14 protein-coding genes are annotated in these 15,320 nt (G+C 54.1%); 7 read left to right on the top strand and 7 right to left on the bottom strand.

The features are described from left to right. Window positions 1-232 precede the first annotated feature (232 nt). Both kdsB and P9L94_19385 read left to right on the top strand, forming a co-directional pair. Window positions 233-982, top strand: coding sequence for a 3-deoxy-manno-octulosonate cytidylyltransferase (kdsB, locus tag P9L94_19390; protein ID MDP8246256.1), 750 nt, complete (start codon window positions 233-235; stop codon window positions 980-982). Further along, a complete protein-coding gene (locus tag P9L94_19385) occupies window positions 979-1,338 on the top strand; it encodes a hypothetical protein (protein MDP8246255.1) in 360 nt (119 codons plus the stop codon). The genes kdsB and P9L94_19385 overlap by 4 nt, the downstream gene beginning before the upstream one ends. 230 nt (window positions 1,339-1,568) lie before the next feature. Here the strand turns inward: P9L94_19385 and P9L94_19380 are convergent, their stop codons facing one another. From P9L94_19380 to P9L94_19370, 3 genes are all read right to left on the bottom strand, one after another. Next, window positions 1,569-2,126, bottom strand: a complete 558-nt coding sequence (locus P9L94_19380) for a transcription termination/antitermination NusG family protein (GenBank protein MDP8246254.1) — start codon at window positions 2,124-2,126, stop codon at window positions 1,569-1,571. Between the two features lie 524 nt (window positions 2,127-2,650). Further along, entirely contained in the window at window positions 2,651-4,216 is a 1,566-nt protein-coding gene (locus tag P9L94_19375; protein MDP8246253.1) for a serine hydrolase domain-containing protein, read from the bottom strand. Between the two features lie 221 nt (window positions 4,217-4,437). After that, entirely contained in the window at window positions 4,438-5,262 is an 825-nt protein-coding gene (locus tag P9L94_19370) for a DUF3472 domain-containing protein (GenBank protein ID MDP8246252.1), read from the bottom strand. Window positions 5,263-5,403: 141 nt separating this feature from the next. Here P9L94_19370 and P9L94_19365 point away from each other — a divergent pair, with 141 nt between their 5' ends. Both P9L94_19365 and P9L94_19360 read left to right on the top strand, forming a co-directional pair. Further along, the gene (locus P9L94_19365; GenBank protein ID MDP8246251.1) at window positions 5,404-5,940 is read left to right on the top strand and encodes an ankyrin repeat domain-containing protein; all 537 of its coding nucleotides are present in this window, start codon (window positions 5,404-5,406) and stop codon (window positions 5,938-5,940) included. After that, window positions 5,933-7,597: an acyltransferase family protein gene (locus tag P9L94_19360; GenBank protein MDP8246250.1), complete on the top strand. Its 1,665-nt coding sequence runs from the start codon at window positions 5,933-5,935 to the stop codon at window positions 7,595-7,597. The genes P9L94_19365 and P9L94_19360 overlap by 8 nt, the downstream gene beginning before the upstream one ends. A 180-nt stretch (window positions 7,598-7,777) precedes the next feature. On the opposite strand, the gene P9L94_19355 is transcribed toward P9L94_19360, so the two are convergent. Beyond that, entirely contained in the window at window positions 7,778-9,031 is a 1,254-nt protein-coding gene (locus tag P9L94_19355; protein ID MDP8246249.1) for a Gfo/Idh/MocA family oxidoreductase, read from the bottom strand. Between the two features lie 273 nt (window positions 9,032-9,304). Here P9L94_19355 and P9L94_19350 point away from each other — a divergent pair, with 273 nt between their 5' ends. Further along, window positions 9,305-10,063 (top strand): class I SAM-dependent methyltransferase, encoded by a 759-nt coding sequence (locus P9L94_19350; protein ID MDP8246248.1) that lies wholly within the window; start codon window positions 9,305-9,307, stop codon window positions 10,061-10,063. A gap of 212 nt (window positions 10,064-10,275) precedes the next feature. Here P9L94_19350 and P9L94_19345 read toward each other — a convergent pair whose 3' ends face one another. The 3 genes from P9L94_19345 to P9L94_19335 form a co-directional block, all read right to left on the bottom strand. Next, a complete protein-coding gene (locus P9L94_19345; protein MDP8246247.1) occupies window positions 10,276-11,163 on the bottom strand; it encodes a PmoA family protein in 888 nt (295 codons plus the stop codon). A 3-nt stretch (window positions 11,164-11,166) separates the two neighbouring features. Beyond that, on the bottom strand, window positions 11,167-12,369 hold the full coding sequence (locus tag P9L94_19340; GenBank protein MDP8246246.1) for a Gfo/Idh/MocA family oxidoreductase: 1,203 nt from the start codon (window positions 12,367-12,369) through the stop codon (window positions 11,167-11,169). Window positions 12,370-12,469: 100 nt separating this feature from the next. Continuing rightward, window positions 12,470-12,973 (bottom strand): dual specificity protein phosphatase family protein, encoded by a 504-nt coding sequence (locus tag P9L94_19335; GenBank protein MDP8246245.1) that lies wholly within the window; start codon window positions 12,971-12,973, stop codon window positions 12,470-12,472. A gap of 333 nt (window positions 12,974-13,306) precedes the next feature. Between P9L94_19335 and P9L94_19330 the strand changes: the two genes are divergently transcribed. Together P9L94_19330 and mnmE are read left to right on the top strand one after the other, a co-directional pair. After that, on the top strand, window positions 13,307-13,531 hold the full coding sequence (locus P9L94_19330; protein MDP8246244.1) for a hypothetical protein: 225 nt from the start codon (window positions 13,307-13,309) through the stop codon (window positions 13,529-13,531). Between the two features lie 105 nt (window positions 13,532-13,636). Then, window positions 13,637-15,022, top strand: coding sequence for a tRNA uridine-5-carboxymethylaminomethyl(34) synthesis GTPase MnmE (gene mnmE, locus P9L94_19325; GenBank protein ID MDP8246243.1), 1,386 nt, complete (start codon window positions 13,637-13,639; stop codon window positions 15,020-15,022). Window positions 15,023-15,320 lie beyond the last annotated feature (298 nt).

The raw sequence follows: 15,320 nt of genomic DNA, 5'->3' as shown, positions 1-15,320 counted from the left end.
CCAACCCCGAGGCGTTCGTTAACGCGTAAATAGAATTGCGTCATTTTTATTACGATTACTGCACTGCTTATGTATCGTTGTTATTCTGAAGCGAAACAATATCACAATTGGAGCAGCCTGCACAGAATCAGAGGGCGCTTCGCCTTTCAATGGCGGGCGATTTGATTACTATATATTATGCTGTAGTGGAATTGATTCGCCGTTTTGGAGGAGCATCCTGAAGACTGTCTGCGTGATTCCCGCCCGTTATGCGTCGGTGCGCCTGCCCGGCAAGCCGTTGATCGACATTTGCGGACGCCCGCTGATTCAGCGCGTCTACGAAAAAGCCGCGCGCGCCCGGCGCCTCGATCGGGTGATCGTCGCCACCGATGACGAGCGCATCAAACAAGCGGTCGACAGTTTCGGCGGTGAAGCGGTGATGTCGCCGCCCTCGTTGCCCACCGGTTCCGACCGGGTGGCGCGGGTGCTTGAAGACCTCAATCTCGACCACGACGTCATTATGAACCTGCAAGGCGACGAGCCGTTGATCGACCCCACCGACCTCGACCGGCTGGTCGAGTGTTTTGAAGAGGCGCCCGGCGTACAGATGGCCTCGCTGATGGCGCCGCTGCACGAACGCGCCGATGTGGAAGACATCAACCAGGTGAAAGTCGTCATCGACCACGAAGATTTTGCGCTGTATTTTTCGCGCGCCCCGATTCCATTTTGGCGCCGCAAAGAAGACATCGAATGGGCGCAGCGCCCCGCCAACTATTGGCTGCATCTGGGCGCCTACGCATTCAGCCGCCCCACCCTGCAGCGCTACGCCTGTTGGCCGCGCAGCATGTTGGAAAAGTCAGAAAGCCTCGAACAACTGCGCGCCATCGAACACGGCGTACGCATTAAAATGATCTCCACCAGCCACCCGTGGCCGGGCGTCAACACGCCCGAAGACGTGGAGCGCGTACGCAATGCGTACAAACTACAGGAGAACCCCGAATGAACAACGCCGCGACCGCCCGCAGCGAAGCCATGAAAGCCGCCTTGTTGTCCGCCCTGGTGGTTCCCGGCGCGGGCCAGTTGTATAACCGCCAGTGGGCCAAAGCGGTGTTTGTCGGCATCGTGTTTTTGATTGCTTCGTTGGCGTTGTTGATTCCGATCGGGTATTTTCTCGCGATGTATTTTTTGGAGATTGGCCAGGGCAATGTAGAGCAAGCCGCCGATTCGCTGCAATTTCTCAGCGATGAGTTTTATACCTTCTGCGTATTAGCGGTCGCCAGCGTCGTGCTCTATGTTTACTCGATCTACGACGCCTATGTCGAACGCAAGAAGATGGAAAGCGCAAAGCCCTCCGTGTAGATTTTCTCCATGCCCAGACAAAAAAAACGGTGGAAGGTTCGCTTCCACCGGGTTCCCTTGGACGAGGGATTAGACAGTTTTTGTATCAGGTAAAGGGTTTATCTTGGACGAATAAACCTTGAACTTCCTTTTTATAGTGTTTGCTAGAAAACCGTGCAGATTAAGGTTTCTTAATCGGCATCTATCGCTGAGCCCTACGGGCGCGCTTAACGCACAGTATTTAACCAACGCTAAAGTGCTTCGACTGACTCGCTTTCGAGTTCAACTTCAACCGCCATTTTTAACGCGTCAACCGTGATGACCAACCGGGCGTGGTTCGCGTCCACCCGATTAACGATTCCGCAAAGTCCCTGTAACGGGCCTTCTTTTACGCGGACCTTTTGGCCTTCTTCCATATACGGGACGGCGTCGACCGCCATGCCGGAGTTCACCGCGTGGCGAATTTGCTCGAGATCGCGTACAAACGCTTCCTGATCGTTAATATCAAGAATGTGAACGACGCGGTTGGTTTGTTGTAATTTGCTTTTGCCGTCTTCTGTGTCAACGAACGGAAAATACCCCGGAAACAACGGCATCACGCTTTTGCGATACTTATTGTTGTCATTGCGGCGTTTGCGTTTGACGTATAACGGTAAATAGTAAGGAACGCCCGCTTGTTGGCAATCAATCGCCAGCGCTTTTTCGTTGCGCGGCTTGACGTAAGCGACTCGCCACTTGCCCCGGTCATCTTCGATGGGGCGGTCGTGAGGCCAACGGTCTGCGTAATCTTCGAGGCGGCCAGACAACATAGGAGGGGGTTCCTTTCTTTTAAATTCAAATTATGAATAAAGAATATCCAATCTTCAGGAACTTGTCAACAGGAAAATTCATAAAATGAATCTAAAATTATGTTATTCTTTGTTTAACTATCTGTATATTAAGGTTTTATATGGCTATAAATTACACATAAAAAATTACTTTTTCTTCACATTGTTCACTCGATCCTTGGCCTGTCATTAACAAGGGGATAACGAAATTCATTAAGCGCAAACGCATTTGATAGGGTTCTTTAGAACTTTTCTTAACAGATTTTACCAATTCGGATGACGCCTCGAGTATCAATGGCGCATCCAACCTGATTTTGACTGGACGCGCCGAAGGCTTCTCGGCCTTCCAGGGGTCGTTTGAACCCAGCAGCAGCAGCGTCAACGTGGCGGGCTTCAACGCGCTCCGTTTAGAAGACCTGTAGTTTCGTTCTTGTATAAACAGCGAGGGGTTTCGTGAAAACGAAGCCCCTCTTACGTTTCTATTCGCGTATTAATTTATTGTCGGCTCAGTCAAACGGAGCCGTGGTGACTTTGATGAATTTGAGGTCAATGACTCGGAAGTTGCTGAGCAGAAATCCGTCTATGTTGCCAGAGCCGTCTTCGGTGAATGTTCCCCAAAACGCAGGCAGGCCAATGAATGGAATCACTTCAGTCACGAACGAGCCGTCTGAGTCAACCTGGTCGACGCCAAAGATTCCAGGGCGAATGCGCGGCGTCTTGAACATCAGATAGCCGTCTTCGAGCGCGAGTTCATAAAACACGTCTAACTCTTCGCTGTAATAACGCCCCACATAACGCCGAACCTGCGGCTCGGTGAGTTGAGGTTTGGCTTGGCTGGGCCTTGCCGCGCGAGCCTTCGGCGCATACGCAGGCGGATTCAAATAAGGCATCATATCTAAATCAGGGTGAATAAAACCCGAGAGAAACGCGGGCATCGGCGGCGTGGGTTCGTGCAACTGAAAGTCTGTCACTGACGTATCCGGTTCCTGCAAATAGAAACTGCGAATCTGTATCGACATGGTTGCCAATTCACCGGAATTGAGTTCAGCGGTGTTCGACAAAAAAATCATCGAAAAATGTTCATTCGGAAACCGCATGGTCTGGCAATGAAAGCCGTTTAAATCGCCGCCGTGATAAACCACTTTGATGCCGAGCGCTTCTTCGACAATCAGCCCCATCGACATCGTTCCAAGGGTTCGGTCATTGAGCCTGAATTTTTGCTCCATCATTTTTATGATCGTTGAATTGCCGACAACGGGGTTGTAGAAGTTTTCATCCCACTTGGCGAGATCGACCACCGTGCTGGCCATGCCCGCCGCGCCCACGCTTGAGAAGCCGATGGTTGAATGCCAGGTGTTACCCTCTGGATCGGGAATATACGCATCAGCGAAATTGTCATAAACCGTCTGAAAGTTGTCAATAAAAAACGTATTGGTCATGCCCAGCGGTTCAAAGATGCGTTCGCGGCAAAATTCTGATAGCGACTGTCCACTCACCCGCGCCACAATTTCGCCCAGCAGAGTAAAGCCGGTGTTTGAGTACATGGTTTGGTCGCCGGGCGCGAAATTGAGGCGTTGTTGGTTTTCAAACATTTCAAGCGCATACGTCTTATCAATATAATCATTCATCAAAACCAAGCCTGACATTGAAGCCAAACTCAAATAGTCGCGTATCCCACTGACGTGGTGAAGCAAATGGCGGATGGTGATGGTTTCGCCAAAGTCAGGCGATTCTGGAATGTAGTCGCGAATATCGTCATCCAGCGTAAGCAGCCCTTCGTCATGCAGCAGCAAAATTGCGAACGCGACATATTGCTTTGAATTAGACGCGGTGCGAAAGATGGTCGTCTCAGGGTCAATCGGGATATCGTAGCGCAAGTTGGCCATGCCATAGCCGTTTTGATGGATGACCTCTCCGTCTTTGACGACGATGATGGCGCAGCCGGGCGAGTCGGTGCGGTCCCATTTACGAAACTGGCGGTCGGTTTTCTCCTGCCAGGTTAAGGCAGAAACCCCGCTCGCTGTGACGGCAAATAAGAGAAGCGTGAATATAAATCTATACGGCTGAAACATACAGTTCTCCAAGAAAATCATAATCTTTAGTAGGAAATCTTCTCCCCAGATTGGGGGAGGGTTTCTATTCAATGTGTGAAATCTTGATGGGAAAATTCATTATACCGAAATCCCCCCGTCGTCTTCGACGCCACCCCCCTTTTGTAAGGGGGGCAGGGGGGATCTGCATTAAAAACAGGCCTCAAAAAGAATACGAAATTCTATCAATAAAAGTTCAACTTTTATTCCTTTGGTAACTCCAACCCGCGTGGAGGCCGCGACATCTCGTCGCGCAGCGGCAACTCGTTGACGGTTTCGCCGCCCGTCTGTAAGAAGAACAATCCATCAAGCAAGCCCGCGTTGATGTTCATCGTCGGTGTGCGGTCGGCGGTGAAACGCGCGCGGGTGAGATCGACCCAATCGCCGTCGAGCGTCTTGACCCAGCCGTTGCCGTAGCGGGCGCGGCGCACCTGTTGTGCGCTTTCGCCGTTGCGCCAGAAATCTTCAACGAATGAGTAGTAGCCCTTGAGGCGGTCGCCTTTGGCGAGGGTTGAGAAGGTCGCCAGCTTCTTCCATCGCGATTCTTCATTGAGATAAAAATACGCGGTATAGACGCTGCGCTTGCCCTCGAGTTTCGCGTTCAGCAAAAACTTATAGGTCTCGCCGATGTTCCATTGATAGGGGAACATGCTCTTGCCGCCGGTGCCTTCGTTTCCAAAGCGGCTGACGTTGACGCCCTCGCCTTCAAACAATGGCTTGACGCGCAGGTCGTCTTTGACAATGTTGGGGTCGTCTTGTTCGCCGGGCTCCCAGACTGAGAAAATCGCGACCTTGTCTTCAGGTCCGCGTATTTCTTGAATGCCAAAATAACCGTGGCTGAAGCCGCACGCCATGAAGTAGCTGCCGGGGTGCGACTCATCGACGATCATCTCGTTATAGAACCATTCGCTTTCCGGCGCCGGATACCACAGATGCACCGACCGCGCCGCGCGCGGCGCGTCTACGGCAAAGCCGCATGGCGCCAATGCAACGGTAAGTAATGTGAAAAGTATGAATATTCTTTGCATTTCCAATCCAATCGTATTCATGGTAGGGTGTAAAAAATAAATAAATGAAAGATCACTACATCCTCAACGTATAGTATATGAGACGCTTTGGATTGCTCTAGTAAAACTCATCATAAAATATAGTTTATAATTGGAGAAAAGATGAAAAAGGCATTGCTATATCTCACCGTAATGATTTTTGCCGTTGGATGCGCCGAACAACCGCCGGAAATCGACATCTGGCAAGCGGCGGGAGAAGGAAACATCGCCGCCATTCAACAACACGTCAAAGCGGGAACAGACATCAACGCCCTCGAGCCAACCGGCGGCTCGACGCCTTTGATTGTGGCAGCCTTGTTTGGTCAGCCCGATGCAGCCGAAGTGTTAATTTTAAAGGGCGCAGCGTTAGACCAAAAGAACAATAATGGTTCAACCGCTTTACACCTCGCCGCGCTGTTTTGCCATCCGAATATCGTGAAGTTGCTGTTAGAAAACGGCGCCGAACCGAACCCGAAAGACAACATCGGCACGACCCCGCTTGATGCGGTCGGCGCCGAATGGAGCCAGGAATTAGAAGATGTTTACGCCATGGTCGGCGGCATATTGCAAATGGAGATTGACCTAGATCGCATCAAACGCACCCGGGGGTCTGTCGCCGATATTTTGAAGGAACACGGCGCGAAGTTCGGCAATGAATAACGCGACCACGCAAACTACCGCCATCGACCGCCGCCACGACCTCGACGCGCTACGCGCCATCGCCATGCTGTCGGGCATCGCGCTTCATGCGTCGCTATCGTTTATCCCGGGGCTTTGGCCGGTGCAAGACAATCAGCAAGCGCATATATTGGGATTGATCCCCGCGTTTTTGCATGGTTTTCGCATGCCGCTGTTTTTTCTCATCAGCGGATTTTTTACTGCAATGTTATGGCGCAAGCGCGGGCTGAAGTCGCTACTGCGGCACCGCTTCCGGCGGATTTTTATCCCGTTCGCGTTGTGTCTTATCACCATCATTCCCGCGTCATATTTGATTATTGGCTGGGCCATGACAACGGGGACCGCCCAGAGCGTTGATGAAGAGGCCGCCGTATCTACGCAAGCAAGCGCTGATCTCTGGTCGGCGGCGAGAGTCGGCGATTTAGAAAAAATTCGAGCATTTGTCGAAGACGGCGCCGGGATCAACCAACAAGATCAAATTTATGGAATCACGCCGCTATCGACGGCGACGATGACCGGCCAACTCGAAGCGGTTGAACTGTTACTTGAACTGGGCGCAGACGTGAACATGCCCGTGCGCGACGGTTCAACCCCGCTGCACACCGCCGCTTTTTTCGGCGAGGCCGAAGTCGCAAAAGTCTTGTTGCAAAATGGCGCAGACGCGGACATCAAAAACAGTTATGGACAAACGTCTCATCAGTCGTTAACCGCCGACATGGGGACAACCCAATTCATCGCTGGACTGGTCAACGTAAAATTTGATCCCCAAAAAATCAACGAAGGCCGCAGCCAGATTTCCGAAATATTGGGCGTCTCCACCGGACAAGAACGCTCAAATCCTGTGCTCAGCATCCTGTATGGACTGCTGTTTTCAACGCCTGTGCTTCAACACCTCTGGTTTTTGTGGTTTCTCATTTGGCTGGTGGTTGGCTTCGCGGTTTATGCGCTCATCGCAGACGCGCTGAATTGGAACGTCCAATCCAGCAAACTGATTTTATCGCCGCTACGGTATATGTGGCTGGTCCCGCTCACGATGGTTCCGCAGTTGTTTATGATTGAACCGACTTTTGGCTCTGACACCTCGGCGGGGTTGCTGCCCATGCCGCATGTGTTGTTGTATTACGCGGTTTTCTTTGGATTCGGCGCCTTATATTTTGACGCCAAAGACGAGGCAGGCGCCTTAGGCAAGCGCTACTGGCTGACGCTGCCGGTTGCGATATTGGTGATTTTCCCCATTGGTATGATATTCACTCACGCCCCCAATGAGGCGATTCCGCTGATTCCAAGCGCGAGACAATTCATCAATAATCTTTTGCAAGTCGCTTACGTCTGGCTGATGACCTTCGGCTGCATGGGGCTGTTTCGCCGACTGCTCAGCCGCGAAAGCAAGTGGATGCGTTATATTTCGGATTCATCCTATTGGCTCTACATCGCCCACCTGCCGTTGATCTTTTTTGTGCAGGCATATATTCGCGACTGGCAAATGCCTGCGCTGGCCAAGTTTGTTTTGGTTACGGTATTGGTGACGGGATTTTTGTTGGTCATTTATGAGACGATGGTGCGCTACACCTGGGTGGGCGCGTTGTTGAATGGACGCAAAAAACGCGGCGGCGCAGCAATCGCGCAACCCGCTGAATAAGGCTGGGGTGGGTCTCTCTTCGCTTCGGTGCGGGCTTAATGCCCTTTTTGCACAAGCGCTCACAGAGACCCGCCCAAGACTTATGTTTTAGTATGATGTTTCGTTGTTACTCGTCACACAATGAAAAGAGGGGCGCAATACGCGCCCCTCTTGTTTGTCTCACGACTGATTGCTGCAGAATTATTTCTTACCGTATAACTGGTCGGCGCCGTTGCCTTGTTGAATCGCGGGGATGTAGGTTTCCAACTCCGCCTGCACCTTCGGGTCGGTCAGATCGAGGGTGACGCCTTTTTCCGCCGCCATGTACGCCGCCATACACAATTTGACAATCTCATAGCCGTAGTCGAGCGTGAGTTTTCCGCTTTGGCCCGCCATGAAGCAATTCGACGCGTCGAGCAACTCATCGTTGTAGCCATACACATCGGCCTCGTTGTGATGCACCGCCAACAGCCCGCGGCTGGAGGTCGATTTTTCCAGCGCGGTCTCGGCGTCAGCGGCGGCGTTCGCGGCCTCGTCGCCGATGAAGATGGTCAGCGGCGCCACCAGCGTATTGACTTCAAACGCATAGCCCGGCCCCATGCCGTCCATGAACAGGCGCAGGCCCTGTTTTTCAAACATCCATGAATTGGTAAATTGCGATTTCGCCAGCTGCCCGGTTTCGGGGTTGCGGTAAGTAATCATTCCGCTGACGAAATCCTCAGCAGGGCATTTTTCATAATCGAGGCCGAAGCGGTCTTTCAAGACGCCGCGCCATTTGGGCAGCCCCCATTTGAGCAGGCCCACGTCGCATGACACGCTGACGGGCTCCATGAATGTCAGCGGCTTGTCGATGGGGTTGAGCACATACCAGCCCACCGCGATGGAGTGGCAGCCCATGTCGCTGAGAACGCCGCCGCCCTGTTGGGTCGGGTCCCAAAACCAGCCGCTGTGCGGCCCGGCGTGTTCTTCGCTGCATCGCGTGAGCGACAGCGGCCCCATGGTTTCTTGTTGGGGGCGCAGTTGCTCCATCTGGCGGACAATCGGTTTCATGTGCAGTTGGTTTTCAAAATACGATGTCGGTACGCCGATTTCTTTGGCGATGGCAAGAACCTTTTTGGCTTCGGGCAGGTTACGCGCCAGCGGCTTCTCGCAGATCAGGCCTTTGAGTTGCGCCCCGGCTTTGACTGCGTCGCGAATTTGTTCGAGCACTTCGATACGGGTGAAATTGGGGCAGAACACCGCCACCGCATCCACATTCTTACACAGTTCAGCGATGTTGGGGTAAACCACCGCATCGCCCAGTCCGCGTTGTTGTGCGGATTTTGACAGCGCCTCGGCGCCTTGGGGCGCGTAGACGCCCGCCAGTTCTACTGTGCGAACGCTTTCCATTGCGACTGACATAAAGTTGGCGATAAATCCGCCGCCGATAACGCCTAGTTTCATCCTATTCATCATTTCGCCTCACTTGATCGGGATCACGTTTTCTAATGAATGCTAACAATAAAAGAAACCGCCCCATTCTTCAAGGAAACCTTGGGGGATGCGTCAGATGTCGGCATATCACATATCGTCCGGTATACTGACTATACAGGTCGTTGAAAAGCCTCGGGGTTGGGTTACGCTTGTCTCCGTCGCGGCTTATTGCTGCTGACTACGAAAGCCGCTTCACCCAATCCCCTGCGACTTTTCATACGTAGAAACAACTTCAAATGAAAGCGCATCGTGCTGATGACAACACAGCCTCAAGATGACCAATCCGGCGTCTGGTGGCGCGATTGGTTCAACGATATCTACCTTGACGTGTACGCCCACCGCGACGATGCCAGCGCCGAACGCGAAGCCCAAGCGGCGGCGAAAACGCTCGCGTTGCAAGCGCACGAACAAATTCTCGACTTGTGTTGTGGAAACGGGCGCCACTGCCGCGCACTCAAACGCCTTGGCTTTGAACACGTCGCCGGGGTCGATTATTCGTATCCATTGTTGCGCTTTGGTCAGTCCGAGAAACCACGTGCGCGCTACGTTCGCGGCGACATGCGGCTATTGCCGTTGCGCGACGCCAGCTTCGACGCGCTGGTCACGTTCTTCACTTCGTTCGGGTATTTCAAAACCAACATTGAAAATCTTAAAGTCTTTCAAGAAACCCGGCGGATATTAAAACCCGGCGGGCGTTTTCTGATTGATTATCTCAATCCCGACCATGTCCGCGCCCATTTCGAGCCAGAGTCCGAACGCAAGCACGGCGAGTATTGCATCCGTGAGACGCGTTCATTCACCGACGACGGCGAGCGGGTGGAGAAAGAGATTGTCATCGAAAACTGGGGCGGCGAGGTGCGCACTTACCATGAGTCGGTGCGGCTGTATTCCTACCCTGAAATCTGCGATATGCTGGCGTCCGCCGATCTGGCGCCGCAAGGCGTGTTCGGCGATTTTTCGGGCGCGGCGTTTGACGCGAGCCAACCGAGAATGATCGTGTGGGGGACGGCGTAAGGAGCCGTCCCGCCTTAAGACTCGCTCATTCGAACATCGTCTGCTTTTTCCTGAAATCTGTGTCATTGAGAGGAAGCAATAGCGACCGAAGCAATCTCATGGTTCAAAAAGCGAGATCGCTTCGCTACGCTCGCGATGACACAACCTAGATTATCAAATTCAAGCCCTCACCCCAACCCTCTCCCGGCGGGAGAGGGAGTAAACACTGGTTTTTATTTCACCCAGTCATCAAATAATTGATTGAGCATTTCGGGTTCAGGTGTATCAGCGAAGACGACGGTGCGGTATTTCATCGAAATGGTATCGCCTTTTTTGAACGTCCAGGGCTTCTCAAGAAAATTCATATTTGTCGGTGAGAAGAAGCCATAATCCCGCGTAAACCATTTGGCTGGGAACCACGGGTTTTTGGGATGGTCGAAAATCGCCAGGCCTTCGGTCTCGCCCAGGCGTTCGCCTGCGTAGGCCATCCATTTTGACTCGACGCCCAGCGTGGCTTGTTCGCCGCTGTCTCCCTGCGCGTTGATGAGCGTCCCGCCGGATTTTACGCTCAGTTCAGGCGCCATACGCGCCGAAAACAGCGAGTGGTTGGTCTTCTCGATTTGAACGTCCATCTGCGCGACCAAGGTGATTTCAAAATCAATCACGCGCAGGCTTTCGCTCGGCGCGGCGATGACGATGCGGCGCTCATCAATGAACGGCGTGGGCGCATCGGGCCGAACCCACTCGCAGCGCTGTTCGATGACGACCTTGTCGCCGTCTTCTCCAACCTCGATCCGGTCATTCACAATGCGCCCGCGTTCGAGCGTATCCTGCCAGTAGTTGCCGCCGTTGACCCGGTCGCAGCCAAAGAAAAGCGAATGGTGGTGCGGGTAAGGCTCGGTGGTTTGGGTGGTGACGCTGATGCCTGACGACGGGCCGTTGACGGGGTAAAAGTAGGGATACTTTTCGTTCGTTTCATAGCGGTAATCGGTGAACAACTCGCCGTCGACCGTCACCCGAACCACGTCATCTAATATCACTGCGCTGACGGATTGCGGCCCGGCGTTGGCCGTCGAAACAACAAGACACGATAGAACCAAAGTCAGAATTACGAATCGCATATCTTACGCCTCCCCAAGTTTGCGCCGTTCGGCGTCGTATTTCATTACTTTACCCTGGCGGATTGATTGCGCGGTCATGATGCCCGCGACCGAATGCGCCAGCCCCATCTCGATCGGGGTGCGCGGGTCTTTGCGCGAGCGGATGCACTCGATCCAGTCCCAATGATGGCTGGTGGTTTTCACTGGCTCCAACGTACGGGCGGCAGCGATTTGATCTAGCCCGGCGCCGCCGTCGCCGGAGACGGTTGTTTTCCATGCGTCCAGTTTGCCGTTGGTTCCATAAAAGATGCAATGGGTATCGGCCTCGTTGCACAGGCTCATGGTGAAGTTGAGTTGGAACCCGGACGGATATTGGGCGATAATGCCGATGGTGTCAAAGGTCTCGCGCCCGTCGTCGCCCCAATAATAGACGTCGCCGCTGCCGCAAAGCGTATGCGGAAACGGGTCCTGCATCGCCCAGGCGACAAAGTTGTAGTAGTGCGACATCCACAAGCCGGGCAGCCCGTTGGTGTAGTCGCGGTAGAGATACCAGCGCTTGAACCGCTTGGGGTCGAACGGTTTTTTGGGGCGGTGCATTTGAAACTCGTCCCAATGTACATCATCTTGTTTCACATCGCCGTAGGGTTTTCGCCAACGCGGCTGGTTGAAGTTTTGTGAGATGGAGACGCGGGTGATCTTTCCCAGTTCGCCCGATTGCGCCGCCTGTGCGCAGGCGATAAAGTTGCCGTCGCTGCGCCATTGGGTGCCAACTTGGACGACGCGCTTCTGTTCGCGCACCGCGTCAACTGCGGCGATGGCTTCGCTGAAATCGACCGCCATCGGTTTTTCGCAATAGGCGTCTTTGCCCGCTTCGGCGGCTTCTTTCAGAATTTTTGCATGGCCAAAGTCAGGCGTGGCGATGACGACAGCGTCGATTGAAGCGTCATCAAGCACTTCGCGGTAGTTGGTAAAGGTTTTGGGGCGCGAATCCTGGTTGTCGTGCACTTTCTCAGCGGCGGCTTCCAACGCGGGCGCCCACACATCGCAGACAGCGGCGACTTCGGCGTTTAAATCCTGGCAGGCGTGAATCTCGTTAATGTGCTGCATTCCCCGCACGCCGCATCCCAAGACGGCAATGCGAATGGCGTCATTTGCACTCTGGGCGCGTGGAACCTGAAACGCCAGCGCTGACAACGCGCCGGTTTGTAGTACGGTTCGTCGTTTCATCGTTCTCCCCTTTTGAACAAAAAAATATGAGCCGCCAATGGTTGATTGACGCCCTCCCCAGTTAATCTGATCATTTCAATCACGTCCATGATCGCTGCTATTATGTCTTTGAAAACGTCTCCGCAAATTGATGAACGGCGTCTTCCTGCCAATGGGTTTCAATCGCGCTGGGGCGATAACGCCGCACCTCGTCAATCGCGTCATCCGCAGAGCGCCCTTTGGTGACCAGGTAACAGGCGATCATGGTTCCCGTGCGCCCCGAACCGCCCAGGCAGTGCAACACCAGCGGGCGCTCATCGTCGATCATCTCTTTGGCGAACGCGATGAACTCGTCGATCTGGCTCGGCGTGGGCGCGGTCATGTCAGGAACCGGAAGATGAATACAGCGAATATCCGCTTCTTCGAGGCGGTCATGCGCGATGGGAACTTCGGTCAGGCTGACCAATGCTCCAACGCCGTTGTCGTGCAGTTCCTGAATCTCGCGCAGCAGCTCTTCGCCCGCTGCGTTGTCGGCGTCTTCCAGATACAGATACGCCCGCGATCCAGTCGGCAGGCCCATGCCCGCGATTTCTTTCTCAATCACCCAATAAAAATTTGACAGCATTCAATCCCATCCCGTTTGTATTTAACCATAGTGTACTAAAAACCCGGTCAGATTCCAATTGGCTGACAAATACGCAAAATAATTTCATCGTGATTTTATTACAGCAAGACGAAGGCCGTGGTTTGCCCAAAGAGAAAACCGCCTGCGCTTCTAATCCCACATGGAAGGCTTTCTCGCTAAACATTTGGGCGGACGCGCCGGAAAATAGTAACGGCAACTAATGCGAAGCGCTCAGAACGCGGCATGTTTGCCTCGCCTTTTTTCATTTTTTTTGTACGAAAAAACCGGATCGATATATAATAAAACTAATGACCATTTTTTTGGAGAATCACAATGTCAATGAAGTCGTTTTATCGTATGTTGAATGGCTCAAAGCATGTGTTTTATGATGAAAGTTTGGGTGTACTCTCGACCTGGGACGGCGGTTCCACTGTGCGGGAATTCAACGAGAGCGGCGAGTGCGTTGACATCGCCATCTTGGACGAACCCAAGTCAAACTGGCGCGAAGTCGAACAGTTTATGATCGAGTGGGAAGAAGGCTGCGAGCGCAAAGAGTAAGCGTTCGACCTTCAAACCGCTCATCCTCGCCACAATCCTTCAATCGCAACGGCCTTTCCGCCGCCGCCTTGATACCGCACACGTTGTCTCTACGATACTTCCATCATGGTTGACGCGGGGCTTTATCTCAAAGAAGACGTAATCGCAGCGCTTTCCACCGCTCCCGGACGCGGGGCCGTGGCCGTGGTGCGCGTCACTGGACGCAGCGCCATTGATCTCACCCGGCGCGTGTTCCAGCCCAAAAGCGGGTCGCTCGACCAGCCGCGCCTGATGGTGTTCGGGCGTTTAGTTGATCCGCAAACCAACGAAACCATCGACGAAGCGCTGTGCGTCGCCTTTCACGCGCCGCGTTCTTACACCGGCGAAAATCTAACCGAAATTCAATGCCACGGCGGCGAAGCCGTCGTGCGCCGCGTACTCGAACTGCTCTACCGCGAGGGCGCGCGCCCCGCCGAACCGGGCGAGTTCACCTTTCGCGCGGTGTGTAACGGCAAGATGGACCTCTCCCAGGCCGAAGCCGTAGGCACGCTGATCGAGTCGCGCTCGCAACTGGCGCGTTCGCTTTCGCTGCGTATGCTCGAAGGCGCGTTTTCAATCGCGCTGGCTGAACTGCGAGAGCACGTCACCCAGGCTATGGTCGAGCTCGAAACCCAGTTGGAGTTCCCCGACGAAGCCATGGAAGCAGACCTGGGGCGCGAACTCAAAGCGCAGGTCGACGGCATCGTCAAAGAGGCCGACGCATTGCAACAACGCGCCGTGCGCGAACAACGCTTCGAGCAGGGCGTCATTGTCGTGCTCGCCGGGCAGCCCAACGTAGGCAAATCGAGCCTGTTCAACCGCCTGCTGGGCCGCGACCGCGCTATCGTCACCCCCCACGCCGGCACCACCCGCGACAGCATCGAAGGCGCCATCGAACTGCAAGGCCGCCCGGTGACGCTGATCGACACCGCCGGGCTGCGCGAAACCCACGAAGAAATCGAAGCCATCGGCGTCGAGCGCTCGCGCGAGTTGCTCACCACATCGCATATCGTGCTTTTGGTCTTCGACGCTTCGCAGGGGTTGCAGCCCGAAGACAAGCGCCTGCTCGACGACCTTCGCCAGCGCGACGACGAAGCGCAGGTCTTGCTGGTCGCCAACAAGAGCGACCTCGGCGCCGCGCCAGTCGAAGCGGGCGTCCCCATGATTTGCGCATCGGCGCTGCAAGACGACGGCGTGGATGCCTTGCTGGCGCGGTTGCAGCGGGAAGTCGAAGCGCTGGTCCCGGCGGACGCCGACAGCGCTTTCTTAGTCGGCGAGCGTCAGGCGCGTTTGCTGGCGCAGATCGCCTCGCGGTTGCATGAGAGCCAGCGCCTCATCGAAGACCAGGTTCCGCTCGAAGCCGTCGCTGAAGAACTACGCGCGGTGTTGAACGACATCGCCGAGCTCGACGGCAGCGGCCTCGCCCCCGACATCATGACCACCATTTTCTCCCGCTTCTGCATCGGCAAATAAATTTCGTGTGGTATTAAGATTAGTGAATCTAAATCACTCCACTTCTGTACCTATCGCTGAGCCGTTCCGGCGCGCTGGCACTTTGCGAATCAAAAATATTTAGGTTGTGCGAATTCGGCATCTATCGCAAGCGTTACTCCCTCTCCCACTGGGAGAGGGCTGGGGTGAGGGGGCGGCCTCGCCGCCATTTGTTTTTTACTTAGCAATCATTTCTGCTTTCATTCATCTCTGCATCTATCGCTGAGCCCTTGCCTGGAGCAGGCTTCGGAGGCGCCCCCATCTTAGGGGAGAGGATTGA

It is taken from the genome of Candidatus Hinthialibacter antarcticus (genome assembly GCA_030765645.1).
GTDB classification, from domain to species: Bacteria; Hinthialibacterota; Hinthialibacteria; order Hinthialibacterales; family Hinthialibacteraceae; genus Hinthialibacter; species Hinthialibacter antarcticus.
Note: the sequence above shows the minus strand (reverse complement) of the source record. Positions and strands in the feature narration are given on the sequence as shown.